The following is a 19,217-nucleotide window of genomic DNA, read 5'->3' on the forward strand; positions in this document are numbered from 1 at the left end:
TCAAAGATATAGAATTTATTACCACAATTTACCACTATTTACCACATTGTTGATAAGTTCCATCTATTTACACCTTAAAAACAACCTAAACAACTGATTAAAAAACACATAAGTTTAAATCTGATTAATGTGTTTGCTGCTATAAAATCAAACCAAAAACATTAGATTAACAGAGTTTAAAACAAGTATGCTTTGATTCTTAAGAATTGTCTATATTTGTCGACATAGAAAGCAACCTAAATTAATGGAAGAAGAGTTAATTACTGATGGCAAATACAAATATATTGAGGCAGGAGAAGGCACTCCAATCATTATATTACACGGCCTTATGGGAGGACTCAGTAATTTTACTGGTGTATTAGATCATTTTCCTAAATTAGGTTATAAGATTTTAATGCCTGAACTCCCTATTTATACAATGCCTTTAGTGAAAACTAATGTAAAAAGTTTCGCTAAGTTTTTAGAAGGATTTATTATTCACAAAGGCCTTAAAGATGTTATTTTACTTGGTAATTCACTAGGTGGGCATATTGGACTTTTACATACTAAATTATACCCAAATTTAGTAAAAGCTCTGATTATCACTGGTAGTTCTGGTTTGTACGAAAGTGCAATGGGTGATGGTTACCCAAGAAGAGGTGATTATGAATTTATAAAGAAAAAAGCACAAGATGTTTTTTACGACCCTAAAGTTGCTACACCTGAAATTATTGATGAAGTTTACGCGACACTTAACGATCGCATGAAACTCGTAAAAACACTTGCTATTGCAAAAAGTGCTATTCGACATAATATGGCAAAAGATTTACCACAAATGAAAACACCTACTTGTATTATTTGGGGTAAAAATGATACGGTAACACCGCCAAATGTTGCTACGGAATTTGATGAGTTATTACCAGATTCAGATTTATTTTGGATTGACAAATGCGGCCATGCTGCCATGATGGAACATCCTGATGAATTTAATACCATTCTTGAAGCTTGGCTGAAAGCTAGACAATTTTAGAAAATATATTTTATTATGAAGATAAAGTCCGCAGACTTTGTAATGAGCAACTCAAAAGTTGATCACTGTCCGAAAGACCCGATTCCTGAATACGCATTTATTGGGCGTTCAAATGTTGGAAAATCATCATTAATAAACATGCTTACCCAACGAAAAAGTTTAGCAAAAACCTCTGGAAGACCAGGAAAAACACAACTTATTAATCATTTTAAAATAAATGAAAACTGGTTTTTAGTTGATTTACCAGGCTATGGTTATGCCAGAGTATCAAAAAAAGATAAAAAGACTTTTCAAAAATACATTACCGATTATTTTTTACAACGCAGGCAACTTGTTTGTGCTTTTGTACTTGTTGATATTCGCCATGAGCCTCAAAAGGTAGATTTAGAATTTATGGAATGGATGGGAGAAAACCAAATTCCGTTTTCTATAATTTTCACAAAAGCAGACAAACTAAAACCTAATGTTATCGAAAAGAATGTTGAAGATTATATTCAGCAATTATTATCAAGCATTTGGGAAGAAGCTCCTCATTACTTTATCACCTCATCATCAAACGGAACAGGACAAGAAGAGGTTTTAAATTATATTGATGAAATGAATGAAAATTTCAAAAAAAATAATTGGGCTGATTTAATTTAAAAATAACCTACCTATCTTCAATTAAAGAAATTAGATTTTCTGCACTCTTCAAAGCTTTTAACTCTTCTGTACTAATAAAAACATCTAAGCTTTCAGTTAGCACGACAGGGAAGGTAAGATTATTGCTAAATTTAGTTTTATAATCTTTTAAAAACTCATCCTTATGCAAAAACTCTAATTCTAAATTAGATGAATTCCTGAATGCTTTCCATTCTTTATTTTCCGAAAATATACCATACGTAATATCACACAAACTACAGCTATATGTTTTAGGGCTAAATATTTTGTGAGCACTATCAAACACGGCATTCATCTTTCCGGAATTAGCATTATAAACAAATATCAACTTTTCAACTTTCATATTACAAATAATTCTATTTTTATATCAACAAGAGGAAAACTTACAATGAAGCAACTATTTATACTTATTTTAATTTGCACCTTACTTTTAAATTGTAAGTCACAAGAATCAACTATTACTTACAAAACAAGCACACTTACCATAAAGCCTATTTCTAAAAATGTATTTATACATATTACGTATTTAGACACCAATGATTTTGGAAAAGTAGCATGTAACGGCATGATTTATATGATAAACAATGAAGCTATTGTTTTTGATACGCCTACAAACTCAAATGTTAGCAACGAATTAATCACATGGATTACTAAAGCAGAAAAACATACTATTAAAGCTGTCGTAATTAATCACTTTCACCTAGATTGTTTAGGAGGATTAGAAGTATTTCACCAACTTAATATTCCCTCATACGCTAGCAACAAAACTATTGCTTTAGCAAAAATTAATGATTTTACATTACCACAAAACGGTTTTGAAACAACATTAAATTTAAATATCGGTGATAAAGAAATTATCAACACTTATTTTGGAGAAGCACACACTAAAGATAATATTGTAAGCTACATACCCAGTGAACAAATTTTATTTGGTGGTTGTCAAGTAAAAACGCTAGGTGCAAATAGAGGATATACTGGTGACGCAAATACTGAAGAATGGAGCAACACCATTAAAAAAATTAAAGTCGCACTCCCAACTATAAAAACCGTAATTCCTGGTCACGGCAAAATTGGAGATGCAACTTTACTTGATTATACCTCTCAACTTTTTAAATAAAAAGTTGAGTTAGTTTTACTTTTTAAGCTCTAATTTTTCTGCAAAATACTCACAAAAATCCTTCATGGTAGCTGTCATTTTTTCATCTTGAGTAGCTTTCATAAAAGTGTCCGATAATGAGACTAATGTTTGATGAAAAAATATTTTCATTTCATCAACAGGCATGTCTTTTGTCCATAAATCTATTTTTAAAGATTCTTTATTTTTACTATCCCAAACTGATAATAACATTGCCTTTGCCTCTTCATTATCAATTCCTCCGTCTTGAGCTGACCACGTAAGTTCCTCAGGAACTCTATTCTCGTCTAACCCTACTTTTAATCTTATTTCTGATGTATGTAATTCTGCCATTACCTAAGTGGTTTGTAATTTGATTTCTTAAAAATTTCTTCTGCTGGTATATTTAGCATTTGTTGTACGGTTACTTCATTATTACTCATAAAGGCACGTACAATTTGCCAACCAATATATCGACCTGTTCTACCTGGTGATTCGCTATCCAACTCTAATTGAAACTTAGAAAAAGGTGCCGGATCTAAAAATCTTGGTTGCAATTGCTTATCGGTACTATACAATAGCTCTCTTTCAACAAAATACCTCCAAATTTGCTCTTCATTAACTTGTGCCCACTCTAATTGTTCTGGTGTGTATCCAATTCGCTGTGCTTCTGTTTCAAATGGCAATAGTTTATCTTTTAGATATAATTCTTTACCATAATATATAATTTGCTCTATAAAAGTTCGACCTATTTGTTTAGGCAATACACCAGCGCTAAATTCCGAAGCAACATCACTCACCAAAAATTGCTTATCTAAACTTGTGGCAATATAATTTTGGAAACCAGCATAAAATTTATGGTCTTTACCTAAGTAGTTGTCTAACCCAATTAACAACAAAGAATCTGCTAAAATTACTCTGCTTGCATAACGCACATCAGATGTAAGCGTAACAACTTTTGGTGTTTCAAAATTTGGAAAATAATATTTAATGTGCTTAAATAATGAGGTTAAATCCTCTGTTTCCTTATCAAAATCTGGAAACACTTTTTGAACCTCTTTATTTAATTCTAACTGAATTGTATCTTTTATTTTTGCAAACCAAATACTATCAGAAAACTGTTGTGGAAACAAATACGGATATTTATTTTTAATGGTATTTAGGTTTTCTGCTGTTGTTTTTGCAAACTCTTGATCAAATCTTAATACCTCAACATTTACATCAATTTTAGCAATTTTTTCAGCAACCTTATCATCTTCTCCACAACTGTAAAAAAACACTTGTGCTATTATTAAAAGAACAAAAATTGACTTTTTCATATAAAGTAATCCCTTTTTAGTTTTATTTATTAGTCCTTAGGCTTTATTTTTACGATGCAAAGTTAATCGTTTTCAATTTAAAAAATACCTCTATGCAAACCGAAAAAGTAATAAATCATATTGTAACCTGGTTAAAAGATTATGCTACTAACGCAAAAATGAAAGGTTTTGTTATTGGAATATCTGGCGGTATTGATTCTGCCATAACCTCAACACTATGTGCAAAAACTGGTTTAGATTTATTGTGTTTAGAAATGCCAATACATCAAGAGTTAAATCAGGTAAACAGAGCATCAAGACATATTGATTGGCTACAAGACAATTTTAAAAACGTAAAAAGACAACAAGTAAACTTAACACCTGTATTTGATAGTCTTATTGATGCGCTACCTAAAGTTGATAATGAAGAAGAAAGATTTATGTCATTGGCCAACACAAGAGCACGATTAAGAATGACTAGCTTATATTATTTCGCAGCACTTGAAGGATACTTGGTAGCAGGTACCGGAAACAAAGTTGAAGATTTTGGAGTAGGCTTTTATACTAAATATGGCGATGGAGGCGTAGATCTAAGTCCTATCGCCGATTTACTTAAAACTGAGGTTTGGGAAATTGCACGAGTTTTAGGCGTTAACGATGAAATTATAAATGCTGCACCTACTGACGGGCTTTGGGGTGACGATAGAACTGACGAAGACCAAATAGGAGCATCTTACCCAGAACTTGAATGGGCAATGGGTATGGATGATAATGGTAAAACTGCGGCTGATTTTTCTGGCAGAGAAAAAGAAGTGTTTACTATCTATAAAAAACTGAATACAAACAACAAACATAAAATGAATCCTATCCCAATTTGTTTGATACCGACCGAACTAAAATAACCACTCGTCTTAAAATCAAGTGAATAAATCGAAAAATTCAAGAATAAAATGTATTTTTATGGAAAATATATCATATTTACAATCTAATAAAGATAATTAAACTTTAATTTTGCATGTCATAATTTATAGACATCCCCCGTTATAAGTTTGAAAATCAAGAAAATATAAAAAGATGATTAAAGTATTAATTGCAGATAACCATCCTGTCGTAAGAACCGGTATTAAATTTGTTCTAGATACCGCTTCAGATTTTGATGTAATTGCAGACGTGTCTACAACTACTGAATTATTTGAAAAGCTAGAAACAATAAACCCTGATGTAGTAATTTTGGAGATGGATATTCCTGAAATTAATGGAATTGCCACACTGAGAAAAGTAAAAGCAGAATACCCAGATGTAAAAGTTTTAATTTACAGCGGACAATCTGAAGATGTTTACGCACTTAGTACAATTCGAGCTGGAGCGTATGGTTATCTATCAAAAACAGCAGATTTAGATTATATTATTTCCGCAGTACGTAAAGTAAGTAAAGGTGACATGTTTATTACAAATGAACTTGCACAACGTCTTGCTTTTGACGAAGGAACAAAAAAACCAAGAAGATTTTTTAGAAAACTTTCTACTAGAGAAGTTGAAGTTTTAAAAATGTTAGCTAGTGGTAAACGTAATAAAGATGTTGCTATAGGTTTAAACTTAAATGAGAAAACTGTAAGTACTTACAAGGCTCGTTTAATGCGTAAACTTAATGTTGACAACTTAGTTGATTTGCTACAACAAGCCAAAGCATTAGAGCTTTACTAAAATCATATTTTCTTTAAAAAATAAAAGCCTAGCAATGCTAGGCTTTTTTGATTTCTATACTTTAAGTAATATTAAATTACCCTATTAAGTTTTTTATTCAATAAAGAATTCAGTTGAATGTAATTCATTATCTCTTCTAAAATTTCTCTATTATTATTTGTAACTTCTTTCGTCTCTTCCTGTAAAGCGTTTATTCTTCTCTTTATTAAATAACAACGTAATGTAAGTATTGTTTCACTTGCTAATTGAGCAATACCCACTTCTTTCTCTTTTGGGTAAATATCTTTCTCAGACCAATTATGCAATACATACTTTTCTTCTTCCATTAAAATAGATGATATTTCAGAAACCATATTTTGGTCTAAAGGAGCAATAAAACTATTTATACTAAAATCTTCATTTTCATTTAAAGCTTCAATTAAAGTTTTATAAATATCTCTAAACTTTTCATTACTCAATTCTATTTCATCATCTTGAAGGTCTAAGAAAATTTTCTGATACACTTTAACCTCCATTGATTCGGGCTCAAGTTCTAAATCACCTTTTTCATTTTCCTTTAAAACCAAATCTTCAAAGCTCTGCACTGTATTACCGTATAGTAATAGAATTTCAATGATTTTTCGTTCTAACTCATATTGAACATCAACTTTTTGTCCGACAGGTTCTTCATTTTTAACAACATTAAAAACTTGTTTTTGCTGTTCTTGCTTTGCTTTTTTACTGGCTTCAACACTATCTTTTTTACCAATTTGAGCTAGTGTGTTAAAAAGAACCGTTTCAGAAACATTCATTATTTGAGCACACTCTTGAATGTAAATTTCTTTCTGAATTTGATCGGGTATTTTTGATATACTATTTACAATATCACGAACTGTTTCTGCTCTTTTTATAGGGTCATTAGCCGTTTCTGATACTAGTAAAGATGCTTTAAATTGAATAAAATCTTTAGAATTATCTTTTAAATATTCTAAAACGTCGTCAAGACTATTATTTTTAGCAAAACTATCTGGGTCTTCACCTTCAGGAAAAGAACATACTTTTACGTTCATTCCTTGCTCCAGAATTAAATCTATACCACGTAATGACGCACGCAAACCAGCAGCATCACCATCAAACAACACTGTAATATTTCTCGTAAGCCTATTTACCAATCGTATTTGCTCTGGTGTTAAAGCTGTACCACTTGATGCAACAACATTTTCTATACCACGTTGGTTAAACTGTATAACATCTGTATAGCCTTCAACCAAATAACAATTGTCTTCTTTTGCAATAGCTTGCTTTGCATGGTAAATACCATACAACACCTTACTCTTATGATAAATATCACTCTCAGGTGAATTTAAGTATTTAGCCGCCTTTTTATCATTAGTTAAAATACGCCCACCAAAACCTAACACACGACCACTTAATGATTGAATAGGAAACATTACACGCGCTTTGAACCTATCAAACTTTCTAGAATTAGCTGAGTTATTAGCATCTTCTTTTACAATTGTTAGTCCTGTACCTGATAAATATTTGAGCTGATACCCTTTTTCTAATGCAGCATTTGTAAATGAATCCCAATTATCTAAACAATAACCTAATGAAAACTTTTTAATAGTTTCATCCGTAAATCCACGCTCTTTAAAATAACTTAAACCAATAGCCTTACCTAATTCAGTTTCCCATAAAATTTCAGAGAAATACTTTTGAGCATATTCCGAAACCAAGTACATGCTTTCACGTTCGTTAGCTTGCTCTTTCTGCTCGTTACTCTGCTCAGTTTCTTCTACTTCTATATTGTATTTTTTGGCTAAATATTTAATTGCCTCAGGATAGGTAAAATGTTCATGCTCCATTAAAAAGGCAACAACATTCCCACCTTTTCCGCTACTAAAATCTTTCCAAATCTGTTTTACAGGACTTACCATAAAACTTGGTGAACGCTCATCTGTAAAAGGACTCAACCCCTTAAAATTGGAGCCAGATTTCTTAAGTTGCACGAAATCACCGATAACTTCTTCAAGTCGAGAAGTTTCGTAAACTTTATCTATGGTAGATTTTGAAATCAATTTAAAGCAGGGTTTTATTAAGTGCTTTTATACACCAGTTAACACACAAAGATACTAAAGATATAACAGCACCCCTGTTTTCAGGGATGGCTTTTTCACTACACCAAGGGTATTTTATACTGCATAGTTAGCGCAACTTTGTACCAGAAATAAATAACAAATAAATTAACCTTTTAAAAATTAAAATTATGTTCTGGGGAATCTCATTAGTATTATTAAGTATCATCGCAGTACCATCATTAATCTTATCAAAAAAGCCAAATGCGAAAGAATTATTAGAAAAAATTGAACCTTACCAATCATGGATTGGAGCTTTATTTTGCTTCTGGGGAGTTTGGGGAATTATCTCTGCAATATTGAATTTAGGATGGCTTACTACAGCTCCAATTTGGTGGGTAACATTTTTAGCAGGTAATGTTATATCAGCAGGTTTAGGCTTTATGCTTGGCTTCGGATTAATTAACAAATACGTTTTATCTAAAAATGATAACGCTAAAGAAAAAGCAGATGCATTGCGTGCCAAGATTGCTCCAAAACAAGGTAAACTTGGTCTTGTAGGTATCATTGTAGGTGCATGGATGATTGTTGCTTCTTTTATCTTTCTATAAAATCAAATTATAAAACAAAAACAAATGAAAAAATTAGCCTTTAACTTAATAATTCTACTAATGACTATGACGGGTATTGCTCAAACAACTCCAAATTCCATAAGCGTATATGGCAGTTACGAATATCAAATTAAACCTGAATACAAAGCACGAATGATCATAAGCATGAACAATGTTTATTACGATGCTCCAGGCATGGCTTTTCCTGAAATTAAAAAATCATATTTAGATAATTTAACTAAGGCAGGCATTCAAATAAATTCTATTACAGACGATGCGCTTGGTTACGCAACATTAGGTTATGAAAAAGAAGGGACGATTATTGAGTACAAAACAAAAGATTTAAATAATCTAAAGAAGTTTTTAGAAACAAAAGGTCTTGGAGTAACTAAATCAGATGCTACAATAGAAACAACTTTTACTGATGAAGAATTAGCTAATTATGCAAAACTTGCATACGACAACGCCAAAAAGAAAGCTGAAAACATTGCAAAAAAAATTGACAGAAAAATTGGTAATGCAATTTTTATTAGCGATACTAATGGCAATATTTTAACAGAGTCTCTTTACTACAATTCGTCTGACACTAATAGAACTTACCAAATAACAGTTTCATTTGAATTACTATAAAAATACAGTTGTTTGTTTATCATGAAGACCTTGTTTACTCGTCTCGATTAAAAGTAAACAAGGATCTTCAAACAAAAGCTGTTAGCGCTTATTTTTAAGCACTAACAGCTTATTTTATTACAAATCAAACCTAAGGCCTAATGAAATATTACGCTGTTCAACTATAGCATCTTTAAAAAGCGGGTTTAAATCATACTTTACATACATTTGTGTGCCACCAACACCAACGTAAGCACTTAAACCATATATAAAATTACTTGTATTATAACTTCGCTTAAATTTATCTTTTACTTTTTCGCCATCAATTTCATATTTGAGTTTTTGACGCGTTCCTAAATTGAAGCCACCATAACCACCAATACCAAACACGAACATATTGTGTACATTATATCTAATTTTACTTTCGGTTTTTGCAACTTTTGAAGGACCAAATTCTAAGTGTAACGGAAAAACAAGATTATCCGTTCTTAGTTTTGATTTATCTAAATCGTAAGCAAACTCTTCTAACTCTATTTGTCCATTATTATTTACAAAGTATTGATTATCCTTAGGTTTTAAACCATTAAATTGAAATAGAAAACCATAATTAAAACGTACAAAATTAGAATTTTTAAATATGCGTGTACGCCACTCCCAACCCATTTCAAAAAACCGACTACCTCCAATTTTATAAGGAGAATCTTCTAAACTTTGTCCTTCAATAATCGTATTATTTACTCCAACAGCAAAAACAGCATCAGAATATGTTCTACGGTCATATTTCTCACTTATTTTAGATTTGTTTTTATCAACCTTTACGCCAAAAATCCTACTCTCTCCTATATCCTTATTACCGTAACCTATTACAATTCTTGTTCCATAAGCTACAGAATCTTTAAACATTACAGCTTCATGATTTCGTTCAAGTAAAGCAATTTCATTATCTAAAATTGCAATTCTATTCTCAATATTTAAGGCGTGTTTTTTTGCCAATGCCTCTTTTAATTGTTTCGCTTCTACTTGTACTATTATATTACTGTCTAAATCTTCATTAATTTTTATTAAAGCTAATTTTAAAGCTTCTTTTTCTTGGTTTACAATTTGATTCTTTGACTTTTTTAATTGCTCAATTTTATTTTTATAATTTTCTGATTCTTGGGCATTACTTTTCTGAATACTTATTATTAAAAATAATAGTATTAGATACGTGATTTTAACTTTCATAATGATTAAATTAATTTACTGATATATTCAGTAATTGATTGATGAATAAACTCACTTTATGAACCACCAAACACACGTTATATTTGGGCCACATAAAGATTTTTAATTAATTATTGCGATCTGCAAGTGCCGTTCTAACTTTTAAATATCCGTTTTTTAGCTTATCAAAAAGTTGATCTCTAAACGAAGCATCCAATTCATTTTCAGCCTCGTTCAATAATGCCATTGCATCTACTTTATTCGTATTTTTAAATAACTTTTGTTCTAAAATTTCATCTTGAGCTCTACGAAGTAACGAATCAACTTCAGCATCAGTAATAGCTACATTGTTTAATTCTAAAGAATCTACTTTAGCTACTAAATCGTTTATAGTCACTTCAATTAAAAGGTCTTGGCTAGCTTTCAAGTCTTCAATTTGAGCTAAATCATTTGAATCAATAACAATTACTTTTATATTTTTAGCAATTTGATTTGACTCTTTTACATCTACTGTATTTATTTTATCACTTTTTTTCTCTTGACTTACATTTACAACAGTATTCTTATCTTCTTCTTCAAAATCAAAAAGTTTTTTTTCTTCTTTTTGAAGAACTTCCTGCAATTCTTCTTCAATATTTTCATTTACCACAGGGTTCATTGTATTCACTGTATCTTTATTATTCATAAAAAATACTACTGAAATAAAAACACCTATTATACTTGCTGCTATAGCGTACCACAAAATGGATTTCTTTTTAGGTTGTGTTGTTTCAATTCCTCCAGAAATTCTTTCCCATGCATTTGATGATGGTTTAATTTCACGAGCATCTAATTGCTTTTTAATATGTTCTTCAAAATTAATTGGTGCCATATCCTATGATTTTATGTTCTTTAATTTGGGTTTGCAACATTTTTCTAGCCTTAAATAATTGCGACTTTGAAGTACTCTCAGATATACTTAACATTTCGGCTATCTCTGCATGCTTGTAACCTTCTATTGCAAAAAGTATAAATACCATTTTATAACCTTCAGGCAAACTATCTATTAATAGCTGTATTTGCTCAATATCTAAATCAGAGGAATCATTAAAATAAACGCTGGTTTTCTTTTCAATAACATCATCATCAAAAACAACAAATTGCTTTTTACGTAAATAAGATAGCGATTCTCTTATCATAATTCTCCGAATCCAACCTTCAAAACTACCTTCAAACTTAAACGTATCTAAATACTTAAAGACTTTCACAAAGCCAGTAATCATAACATCTTCAGCAAAATTTAAATCTTTAATATATTGCCTGCATACCCCCAGCATCTTTGGTGAATGTTTTAGATACAGTTGCTGTTGCGCTTCTCGGTTACCCGATATCGCTTTTTTAATGAGTTGTTTTTCATTTGTATAAAAAGAAATAATCTTCAAAATACTTTTGGTTTAATTATCTATTTACATAGACGAGATAGCAAGCAATAAAGTTGCCTGTCTTTTAATTTATTTTAAAATTTTATTGAAAAATAAATTAATGCACTAAAAAACAAACTATTGAAGTAAACTATTTTTTCCTATCCACTACATAATTCACCATAAGTTCTAGTGATTTTTTGTAGTCAGAATCTGGATAATTTGCCAATAAAGCTAGAGCATCATCTCTAAATGCTAACATTTTTGACACTGCATATTCTAGTCCGCCATTATCTTTTACAAAAGCGATAACCTCTTTGACCCTTTTTTTATTCTTATTATGGTTTTTTATTGAATTGATGACCCATTTTTTTTCTGCTTTAGTACAATTGTTTAAAACATATATTAATGGCAAAGTCATTTTCTGCTCTTTAATATCAATACCTGTTGGCTTCCCTATTTCAGCTTCACCATAATCAAATAAGTCGTCTTTTATTTGAAAAGCCATACCACAATATTCTCCAAACTTTCTAAAAATCTCAACTTCTTCAGATTCTGGTTTTACCGAACAAGCGCCCAAACTACAACAAGCCGCTATTAATGTTGCCGTTTTCTGACGGATAATTTCATAATACACATCTTCTGTAATATCTAATCGTCTCGCTTTTTCAATCTGCAATAATTCACCTTCGCTCATTTCGCGCACCGCAACCGAAATAATTTTAAGCAAATCAAAATCACCATTATCAATAGAAAGCAACAATCCTTTTGAAAGTAAGTAATCACCAACTAATACCGCAATTTTATTTTTCCAAAGTGCATTAATAGAAAAGAAACCGCGACGCTTATTACTTTCATCAACAACATCATCATGCACTAATGTGGCAGTATGGATTAACTCAATAACAGAAGCTCCGCGATATGTTCTATCGTTAACCTCTCCATTATTTAGCATTTTTGCGGTTAAAAAAACAAACATAGGGCGCATTTGCTTCCCTTTTCTGTTCACAATATAATGTGTAATTCTATTCAGTAAAGCAACCTTAGAAGTCATTGATTCATAGAACTTCTTCTCAAAAAGTTCCATTTCAATTTTAATAGGATGTTTTATTTGGTCAACAATCTTCACAAATAACAATTAGGTGGTAGTGCTTGCGTATTACTGTTCTGTAAAATTAGTCAAAAATTACAATTAGCCTATTCACAAAGCTATTTATTTACTATAAAAATCAACCAACAATCTACAGACAACCCTGAATACCGTGATAATAATTTCACAAGAAAAAGGGTCGTCTAATAGGACCTATAAACCTACATTTGTCACCAACTAATAATACTTAATATATCATACAAAAATGAAAAAAAGATTTATTTTACCGTTAGCAATTTTATTAATTGGTAGCGCCAGTACTTTGAGTGCTCAGAAACTTAAAAAATTTGGTAGTTCAACAGAAAAAAAGATTGGACCAAAGACCATTAAAGTTCCTTACACCGATGTTATTTCTTACTTAGGATATGCTTCTCCTGGAAACGAAGATGCTGTCGTGGACAGCAAAAAGTTTTATTACATATATGTTTGGGTACCTTTAGCTGCTCCTGAATTAGGAGTAAGAATGGTTTCGCCTACGGATGGAAAAACAAAAGGAGCTATAGCGTCTCAAGCATACAAAGACAATGCTAGTTCTGATGATTATTTTGACACTTACATTACTTTAGAGCGTTCTGATATTGTTTCAAAAGATAATATTACTGAAGATGGTGCAAAAAATGCCAACTGGGTAACTTTAGAAAGAAATGATGATAGCTCTGAAATGCCGAAGCAACCAAGTGGACGCAGCTACAATTCATTATTACGATACAAAAGTGAAATGGGAAGCCCTGAAAAAGCTTTAACAGCTGGTTTGTACAGAGTTGGATTTACAACTTACAAAACAGGCGAAGTTAAAGGTACTTTTATGGCCGAAGTTGCCGCACCTATTAAATTACCTGGTGTTGTAATGGCAAAAACTATTGAAGAACTCAATACTAAAATAGCGGAGTAATTTTTAAAATATACAAGGCCAAAAAAAGGGTTGTCTATTGACAACCCTTTTTTTATGATTTATTAGCTAACTGCCCGCAAGCAGCATCAATATCTTTACCTCTTGATCGCCTAACAGTAACCGCGATATTGTATTTTTCTAATGTATTTACATACATATCTATTGCACTATTCGCAGCTTGCTGAAATTCACCATCATCAATTGGGTTATATTCAATCAAATTTACTTTTGAAGGTGCAAACTTGCAAAATTCAACTAGTGCATCAACATCTTTCTGAGCATCATTAATCCCTTTCCAAACTACATATTCATAGGTAATTCTACTTTTAGTTTTTGCATACCAATATTGTAAAGATTGACGCAAATCTACCAACGTAAAATTAGCATTAAAAGGCATGATAGAAGTTCTTATTTCACCAATAGCTGAATGTAACGAAACTGCCAACTTAAATTTAACCTCGTCATCAGCCATTTTACGTATCATTTTAGGTACGCCCGATGTTGAAACAACTATTCGCTTAGGGGACATCCCTAAACCTTCAGGAGAAGTGATTTTATCAATAGCTTTTAAAACATTATTGTAGTTCATAAGAGGCTCTCCCATTCCCATAAAAACAATATTACTTAGCGGTCGGTTAAAATACAAACGACTCTCGTTGTCAATTGCTACAACTTGGTCATAGATTTCATCAGGATTCAAATTACGCATTCGTTTTAATCGTGCTGTTGCACAAAACCTACAATCTAAACTACAACCTACTTGACTAGATACACAAGCTGTAGTTCTTGTTTTTGTAGGGATTAAAACCGACTCAACAATTAAATCATCATGTAAACGAACTGCATTTTTAATAGTACCATCATTACTACGTTGCATAACATCAACCTTAATATGGTTGATTACAAAGTTCTTTTCTAACATATCTCTGGTTTCTTTAGATATGTTCGTCATAGTTTCAAAAGAATGCGCAGCCTTTTGCCAAAGCCATTCATAGACCTGGTTACCCCTAAAGGCTTTATCTCCATTAGCTACAAAAAACTCTCGTAATTGCTCTTTGGTTAATGCTCGTATGTCTTTCTTTTTTATGGTATCCACTACTTAAAGGTAATTAAAAATAAATCCCGCTAACTTAAAAAAGCTAAAGCGGGATTTTTTATAATGAAATAAAGGTTTCTTAAAGAATTAGCATAGCATCACCGTAAGAGTAAAATTTGTAACTCTCTAAAATGGCTTCTTTATATGCTTTTTTCATTAAATCGTGCCCCATAAATGCAGAGACCATCATTAATAATGTTGATTTTGGTAAATGGAAATTTGTAACCATACAATTTGCAATACTAAAATCATAAGGAGGGAAAATAAATTTATTTGTCCAACCTTCATGTGTATTTAATGTGTGTTGTGAAGATACTCCACTTTCTAAACCACGCATTACTGTTGTACCAATAGCACAAACTCTTTTCTTGTTCGCTTTAGCATTATTAACAATCTCTGTAGTTTTCTCATCAATTATTAACTCTTCACTATCCATTTTGTGCTTAGATAAATCTTCAACCTCAACTGGGTTAAACGTACCTAAACCAACATGTAAAGTAAGCTCAGCAAAATCAATTCCTTTAATCTCTAAACGCTTTAATAAATGCTTAGAAAAGTGTAAACCTGCTGTTGGTGCTGCAACTGCTCCTTCATGTTTTGCGTAGATTGTTTGGTAACGATCTGCATCTTCTGGCTCAGTTTCTCTTTTTATGTATTTAGGTAATGGTGTATCACCTAATTCTTTTAATTTTCTTCTAAAATCGGTATAAGAACCGTCATATAAAAAACGTAATGTTCTACCTCTTGATGTTGTATTATCAATAACCTCAGCTACTAATGTATCATCATCACCAAAATATAATTTATTACCAATACGAATTTTACGAGCAGGATCAACTAAAACATCCCAAAGACGTTGTTCTTCGTTTAATTCTCTTAATAAAAATACTTCAATACGAGCTCCTGTTTTTTCTTTGTTTCCAAAAAGTCTTGCAGGGAAAACTTTAGTATTGTTTAAAACCATTACATCACCTTCATCAAAATAATCGATCATGTCTTTAAACATCTTGTGCTCGATTTTTCCAGTTTCTCTGTGAATAACCATTAGCTTAGACTCATCTCTGTTTTCAGCAGGATACTCAGCTAAAAGTTCTTCAGGAAGCTCAAAATTAAATCCGGATAATTTCATGTATTCTTCTTTTATTTTTGTTAATGCGGATGCAAAGATACAATCATGAATAGGGCGTTGTCAAGTAAAATTGATTTTATCTTTAAAAAAGAAGCAAAAAAGATCTTTTACTACTTTTTATAACGACTTAAAAATTACTCTTTTAGAGTTCAAAAATTTTCTAAATCTCTTTTACGCCAATATTCGCTGTAGCCATATCACTCCAAAAATCAGGGTATGATTTTGAAACTACACCAGCATCATTAATTATTATTGATGTTTTATAAGCAAGTGGCGCAAAGGCCATTGCCATTCTGTGATCATTATACGTGTCAATCGCTACATTTTTGTTTATATTAAATGTAGGCTTGATCGTTAAAGTAGTATCAGTTACTGATATATCAGCACCTAATTTAGTTAACTCTGTATTTAAAGCCTCTAACCTATCCGTTTCTTTAATTTTGAGAGTATGCAAACCTGTTAAATGACACCCCATTCCCAACCCAAAACATGTAACCGAAATAGTTTGTGCGATATCAGGCGCATTTGCTAAATCCCACTCTAAATTATCTGTTTTCGGGTTTTCAACTTTTTTAAGAGTAACTGTATTTTCATTAAAAGTAGTCTCTACTCCAAACTCTTTATAAATTGTAGCTAATACACTATCACCCTGCAAACTATCTTCTTTATAGGCTGATAGATTAATTTCAGAACCTATTTCAGAAAGTGCCGCAATACTATAAGAATAAGATGCAGAACTCCAATCAGATTCAACCACCATATTCTTAGCTTCTACATCTTTTTTAGGAAAAACTTTTATCGTATTCCCTTCAAAAGAATTTTCTATATCTATTTGAGACAATAACGAAAGTGTCATTTTTATATAAGGAACTGATGTGATTTTACCTACCAGCTCAATTTCCAATCCATTTTCTAAACTCGGGGCATTTAATAGCAAAGCAGATATGTATTGACTACTAATATTAGCTGGCAAACTAACTTTATCTTTGGTTATTTTTCTTCCTGAAATTTTCAAAGGCGGATAACCTTCATTTTTCACATAACTAATTTCTGCTCCCAAATTTCTTAAAGCATCAACCAAAACACCTATTGGACGCTCTGTAGTTCTTTGTGATCCTGTTAAAACAATTTCTTTCCCTTCATGCGTAGCAAAATATGCCGTTAAAAAACGCATTGCCGTACCTGCATGGTGAATATCTACCTCTCCATTATTAACCTTCAAACCTTTTTCCATCACCTGGGCATCGTCAGAATTAGAAAGATTTTGTATAATCAAACTTGGATATAAAGTTTGCAAAAGCAATATTCTGTTTGACTCACTTTTTGAACCTGTAACTTTAATAGTTGCCTGTAACTTGTTACTTTCTGGAGATGATAAATGTAGTTTCAAAGGAATGTATTTTAGAAAATTTCTAATCAGAAAAAATTAAGCGACAAAGATACTACTATTTTAATTTTTTATTGTTGTGATGCCTATCATGATCACGCTTTGTTTTAATATCTAACTTTTTATCAAAAGCTTGTTGTAAATCTATTCCCGTTTGGTTAGCCAAGCATAAAACTACAAAAAGCACATCTGCTAATTCCTCTCCTAAATCTTTATTCTTATCAGACTCTTTTTCACTCTGCTCACCATACCTACGAGCAATAATACGAGCAACCTCACCAACCTCTTCAGTTAATTGTGCCATATTAGTCAGTTCATTAAAATAACGAACGCCGTGTTCTTTAATCCAGTTATCAACACCTTTTTGAGAATCAGAAATATTCATTTTTTTATATTTATATAAGCTTATTTTACTCTTTATTCTTTGTATCGATTAAAATGGTTACTGGTCCATCGTTTAATAAATCAACTTTCATGTCGGCACCAAAAATACCTGTGCCAACTTTTTTATTTAAATCTTTTTCTAATTGACTTATGAACTGTTCGTAAAGCGGAATAGCAACATCGGGTTTAGCTGCTTTAATATACGAAGGTCTGTTTCCTTTTTTAGTAGCAGCATGTAGTGTAAACTGACTTACAACAATAGCATCACCATTAGTTTCTAATAAAGATTTGTTCATAACACCATCTTCATCATTAAAAATACGAAGGTTAGCTACTTTACTTGAAAGCCATTCAATATCCTCAAAGGTATCCGTTGGTTCAATTCCCAATAGCAACAAAGAGCCGTTATCTATTTTTGAAATTAATTTCCCACCAACAGTTACACTTGCCCTATTTACCCTTTGAATTACTGCTCTCACTTTTTTTCACTATAAATATCTACTCTATAATTTTCTTCTTCCCCATTAACCATTTGCACATAACTACGGTATCTGCTCCATGCTATCTCATCGGTTTCAAGCGCTGCCTTTATAGCGCATTTTGGTTCTTCAATATGCAAACAATTATTGAACTTGCAATCTTGTTTTTTTCTAAAAAAATCAGGAAAATAATTTCCAATTTCTTCTTTCTCCATATCTACAATACCAAAACCTTTTATTCCTGGAGTATCAATAATCTGAGCATCCATTTCTAAATCATACATTTCAGCAAACGTAGTTGTATGTTGCCCTTGTGAATGTTGTGTAGATATTTTTTTTGTTTTTAAATCTAATTTAGGTTCCACAGCATTAACTAAGGTAGATTTCCCAACACCAGAATGCCCTGAAAACATACTTGTTTTACCTTTCATTAGCTCTTTTACCTTATCTATGTTTTTTCCAGTTTTTGAAGATATACCAATACAAGTATACCCTATTTCTCTATATAGATTAGCTAAATATTTAATCTCACCTATTTCTTCACTATTATACGTGTCTATTTTATTAAATAGTAAAATTGCTGGTATTTGATACGCTTCTGAAGTAACTAAAAAACGGTCAATAAAACTCGTTGATGTTGGCGGATTATTTAAGGTTACCATTAAAAAAACCTGATCTAAATTAGCCGCTATAATATGCGTCTGTTTTGATAGATTTACGGATTTACGAATAATGTAATTTTTTCTTTCAGAAATATCTTTAATTACACCTGTAGTTTCATCGCCCACCGTTTCAATATCAAAAGTCACCTGATCACCAACTGCAATTGGATTTGTACTTTTAATACCTTTAATTCTAAATTTACCTTTAATTCTACATTCGTAAAAATCTTCCTCTGATGTTTTTACAGTGTACCAACTTCCAGTAGATTTATAAACAGTTCCTTGCATGTATTTAATTACGAATTTTACACTGCAAAATAACAACTTTTAAACAGAACAACAGCAACTATTATAATTTAGCTTTACTTGCGCAGTA

22 protein-coding genes are annotated in these 19,217 nt (G+C 31.5%); 8 read left to right on the plus strand and 14 right to left on the minus strand.

From position 1 onward, the window contains the following. The first annotated feature begins 244 nt into the window (after positions 1 to 244). Both KO500_RS01465 and yihA read left to right on the plus strand, forming a co-directional pair. A complete protein-coding gene (locus tag KO500_RS01465) occupies positions 245 to 1,009 on the plus strand; it encodes an alpha/beta fold hydrolase (protein WP_215954717.1) in 765 nt (254 codons plus the stop codon). A gap of 15 nt (positions 1,010 to 1,024) precedes the next feature. Continuing rightward, the gene (yihA, locus tag KO500_RS01470; protein ID WP_215954718.1) at positions 1,025 to 1,651 is read left to right on the plus strand and encodes a ribosome biogenesis GTP-binding protein YihA/YsxC; all 627 of its coding nucleotides are present in this window, start codon (positions 1,025 to 1,027) and stop codon (positions 1,649 to 1,651) included. A 7-nt stretch (positions 1,652 to 1,658) separates the two neighbouring features. On the opposite strand, the gene KO500_RS01475 is transcribed toward yihA, so the two are convergent. After that, positions 1,659 to 2,012: a GTPase gene (locus tag KO500_RS01475; RefSeq protein WP_215954719.1), complete on the minus strand. Its 354-nt coding sequence runs from the start codon at positions 2,010 to 2,012 to the stop codon at positions 1,659 to 1,661. A 45-nt stretch (positions 2,013 to 2,057) separates the two neighbouring features. Between KO500_RS01475 and bla the strand changes: the two genes are divergently transcribed. Further along, a complete protein-coding gene (gene bla / locus KO500_RS01480) occupies positions 2,058 to 2,786 on the plus strand; it encodes a subclass B1 metallo-beta-lactamase (protein WP_215954720.1) in 729 nt (242 codons plus the stop codon). 15 nt (positions 2,787 to 2,801) lie between these two features. Here the strand turns inward: bla and gldC are convergent, their stop codons facing one another. Then, entirely contained in the window at positions 2,802 to 3,137 is a 336-nt protein-coding gene (gene gldC, locus KO500_RS01485) for a gliding motility protein GldC (protein ID WP_215954721.1), read from the minus strand. Further along, positions 3,137 to 4,102, minus strand: coding sequence for a gliding motility lipoprotein GldB (gene gldB / locus KO500_RS01490; protein ID WP_215954722.1), 966 nt, complete (start codon positions 4,100 to 4,102; stop codon positions 3,137 to 3,139). The genes gldC and gldB overlap by 1 nt, the downstream gene beginning before the upstream one ends. A gap of 92 nt (positions 4,103 to 4,194) precedes the next feature. Here gldB and nadE point away from each other — a divergent pair, with 92 nt between their 5' ends. Together nadE and KO500_RS01500 are read left to right on the plus strand one after the other, a co-directional pair. Beyond that, complete coding sequence (gene nadE, locus KO500_RS01495; RefSeq protein WP_215954723.1) at positions 4,195 to 4,983, plus strand: NAD(+) synthase; 789 nt, start codon at positions 4,195 to 4,197, stop codon at positions 4,981 to 4,983. Between the two features lie 172 nt (positions 4,984 to 5,155). Beyond that, a complete protein-coding gene (locus KO500_RS01500) occupies positions 5,156 to 5,785 on the plus strand; it encodes a response regulator (protein ID WP_215954724.1) in 630 nt (209 codons plus the stop codon). Between the two features lie 71 nt (positions 5,786 to 5,856). On the opposite strand, the gene dnaG is transcribed toward KO500_RS01500, so the two are convergent. Continuing rightward, positions 5,857 to 7,842, minus strand: coding sequence for a DNA primase (gene dnaG, locus KO500_RS01505; RefSeq protein ID WP_215954725.1), 1,986 nt, complete (start codon positions 7,840 to 7,842; stop codon positions 5,857 to 5,859). 188 nt (positions 7,843 to 8,030) lie between these two features. Here dnaG and KO500_RS01510 point away from each other — a divergent pair, with 188 nt between their 5' ends. Together KO500_RS01510 and KO500_RS01515 are read left to right on the plus strand one after the other, a co-directional pair. Further along, positions 8,031 to 8,450 (plus strand): hypothetical protein, encoded by a 420-nt coding sequence (locus KO500_RS01510; protein WP_215954726.1) that lies wholly within the window; start codon positions 8,031 to 8,033, stop codon positions 8,448 to 8,450. Positions 8,451 to 8,474: 24 nt separating this feature from the next. Beyond that, entirely contained in the window at positions 8,475 to 9,080 is a 606-nt protein-coding gene (locus KO500_RS01515; RefSeq protein WP_215954727.1) for an SIMPL domain-containing protein, read from the plus strand. A 117-nt stretch (positions 9,081 to 9,197) separates the two neighbouring features. Here KO500_RS01515 and KO500_RS01520 read toward each other — a convergent pair whose 3' ends face one another. From KO500_RS01520 to KO500_RS01535, 4 genes are all read right to left on the minus strand, one after another. Continuing rightward, positions 9,198 to 10,283, minus strand: coding sequence for a hypothetical protein (locus KO500_RS01520; protein WP_215954728.1), 1,086 nt, complete (start codon positions 10,281 to 10,283; stop codon positions 9,198 to 9,200). A gap of 106 nt (positions 10,284 to 10,389) precedes the next feature. Continuing rightward, the gene (locus KO500_RS01525; RefSeq protein ID WP_215954729.1) at positions 10,390 to 11,133 is read right to left on the minus strand and encodes a hypothetical protein; all 744 of its coding nucleotides are present in this window, start codon (positions 11,131 to 11,133) and stop codon (positions 10,390 to 10,392) included. Next, positions 11,120 to 11,683, minus strand: a complete 564-nt coding sequence (locus KO500_RS01530; RefSeq protein ID WP_215954730.1) for an RNA polymerase sigma factor — start codon at positions 11,681 to 11,683, stop codon at positions 11,120 to 11,122. The genes KO500_RS01525 and KO500_RS01530 overlap by 14 nt, the downstream gene beginning before the upstream one ends. A gap of 130 nt (positions 11,684 to 11,813) precedes the next feature. Continuing rightward, positions 11,814 to 12,791: a polyprenyl synthetase family protein gene (locus tag KO500_RS01535; RefSeq protein WP_215954731.1), complete on the minus strand. Its 978-nt coding sequence runs from the start codon at positions 12,789 to 12,791 to the stop codon at positions 11,814 to 11,816. Between the two features lie 226 nt (positions 12,792 to 13,017). On the opposite strand from KO500_RS01535, the gene KO500_RS01540 reads away from it, so the two are divergent. Then, positions 13,018 to 13,704 (plus strand): Lipl32 family lipoprotein, encoded by a 687-nt coding sequence (locus KO500_RS01540; RefSeq protein WP_215954732.1) that lies wholly within the window; start codon positions 13,018 to 13,020, stop codon positions 13,702 to 13,704. A gap of 52 nt (positions 13,705 to 13,756) precedes the next feature. Here the strand turns inward: KO500_RS01540 and rlmN are convergent, their stop codons facing one another. The 6 genes from rlmN to rsgA all read right to left on the minus strand — a co-directional run bounded on the left by rlmN (position 13,757) and on the right by rsgA (position 19,129). Further along, positions 13,757 to 14,800, minus strand: coding sequence for a 23S rRNA (adenine(2503)-C(2))-methyltransferase RlmN (gene rlmN, locus KO500_RS01545; RefSeq protein ID WP_215954733.1), 1,044 nt, complete (start codon positions 14,798 to 14,800; stop codon positions 13,757 to 13,759). A 79-nt stretch (positions 14,801 to 14,879) separates the two neighbouring features. Next, complete coding sequence (gene queA, locus KO500_RS01550; protein WP_215954734.1) at positions 14,880 to 15,929, minus strand: tRNA preQ1(34) S-adenosylmethionine ribosyltransferase-isomerase QueA; 1,050 nt, start codon at positions 15,927 to 15,929, stop codon at positions 14,880 to 14,882. A gap of 160 nt (positions 15,930 to 16,089) precedes the next feature. Continuing rightward, positions 16,090 to 17,319 (minus strand): 3-phosphoshikimate 1-carboxyvinyltransferase, encoded by a 1,230-nt coding sequence (locus KO500_RS01555; RefSeq protein ID WP_215954735.1) that lies wholly within the window; start codon positions 17,317 to 17,319, stop codon positions 16,090 to 16,092. Positions 17,320 to 17,374: 55 nt separating this feature from the next. Beyond that, positions 17,375 to 17,701, minus strand: coding sequence for a nucleotide pyrophosphohydrolase (locus KO500_RS01560; protein WP_215954736.1), 327 nt, complete (start codon positions 17,699 to 17,701; stop codon positions 17,375 to 17,377). 25 nt (positions 17,702 to 17,726) lie between these two features. Continuing rightward, positions 17,727 to 18,179, minus strand: coding sequence for a D-aminoacyl-tRNA deacylase (dtd, locus tag KO500_RS01565; RefSeq protein ID WP_215954737.1), 453 nt, complete (start codon positions 18,177 to 18,179; stop codon positions 17,727 to 17,729). After that, positions 18,176 to 19,129, minus strand: coding sequence for a ribosome small subunit-dependent GTPase A (gene rsgA / locus KO500_RS01570; protein WP_215954738.1), 954 nt, complete (start codon positions 19,127 to 19,129; stop codon positions 18,176 to 18,178). Before rsgA ends, dtd begins: the two co-directional genes overlap by 4 nt. Positions 19,130 to 19,217: the final 88 nt, after the last annotated feature.

It is taken from the genome of Cellulophaga baltica (genome assembly GCF_018861125.1).
In the GTDB taxonomy this organism is placed as follows: Bacteria; Bacteroidota; Bacteroidia; order Flavobacteriales; family Flavobacteriaceae; genus Cellulophaga; species Cellulophaga baltica_A.

What these genes read in the sequence shown, in the direction of transcription:
- KO500_RS01465 (WP_215954717.1), top strand. Translation starts at nt 245, where the DNA reads ATGGAAGAAGAGTTAATTACTGATGGCAAATACAAATATATTGAGGCA.
- yihA (WP_215954718.1), top strand. Translation starts at nt 1,025, where the DNA reads ATGAAGATAAAGTCCGCAGACTTTGTAATGAGCAACTCAAAAGTTGAT.
- KO500_RS01475 (WP_215954719.1), bottom strand. Translation starts at nt 2,012, where the DNA reads ATGAAAGTTGAAAAGTTGATATTTGTTTATAATGCTAATTCCGGAAAG.
- bla (WP_215954720.1), top strand. Translation starts at nt 2,058, where the DNA reads ATGAAGCAACTATTTATACTTATTTTAATTTGCACCTTACTTTTAAAT.
- gldC (WP_215954721.1), bottom strand. Translation starts at nt 3,137, where the DNA reads ATGGCAGAATTACATACATCAGAAATAAGATTAAAAGTAGGGTTAGAC.
- gldB (WP_215954722.1), bottom strand. Translation starts at nt 4,102, where the DNA reads ATGAAAAAGTCAATTTTTGTTCTTTTAATAATAGCACAAGTGTTTTTT.
- nadE (WP_215954723.1), top strand. Translation starts at nt 4,195, where the DNA reads ATGCAAACCGAAAAAGTAATAAATCATATTGTAACCTGGTTAAAAGAT.
- KO500_RS01500 (WP_215954724.1), top strand. Translation starts at nt 5,156, where the DNA reads ATGATTAAAGTATTAATTGCAGATAACCATCCTGTCGTAAGAACCGGT.
- KO500_RS01510 (WP_215954726.1), top strand. Translation starts at nt 8,031, where the DNA reads ATGTTCTGGGGAATCTCATTAGTATTATTAAGTATCATCGCAGTACCA.
- KO500_RS01515 (WP_215954727.1), top strand. Translation starts at nt 8,475, where the DNA reads ATGAAAAAATTAGCCTTTAACTTAATAATTCTACTAATGACTATGACG.
- KO500_RS01520 (WP_215954728.1), bottom strand. Translation starts at nt 10,283, where the DNA reads ATGAAAGTTAAAATCACGTATCTAATACTATTATTTTTAATAATAAGT.
- KO500_RS01525 (WP_215954729.1), bottom strand. Translation starts at nt 11,133, where the DNA reads ATGGCACCAATTAATTTTGAAGAACATATTAAAAAGCAATTAGATGCT.
- KO500_RS01540 (WP_215954732.1), top strand. Translation starts at nt 13,018, where the DNA reads ATGAAAAAAAGATTTATTTTACCGTTAGCAATTTTATTAATTGGTAGC.
- queA (WP_215954734.1), bottom strand. Translation starts at nt 15,929, where the DNA reads ATGAAATTATCCGGATTTAATTTTGAGCTTCCTGAAGAACTTTTAGCT.
- KO500_RS01560 (WP_215954736.1), bottom strand. Translation starts at nt 17,701, where the DNA reads ATGAATATTTCTGATTCTCAAAAAGGTGTTGATAACTGGATTAAAGAA.
- rsgA (WP_215954738.1), bottom strand. Translation starts at nt 19,129, where the DNA reads ATGCAAGGAACTGTTTATAAATCTACTGGAAGTTGGTACACTGTAAAA.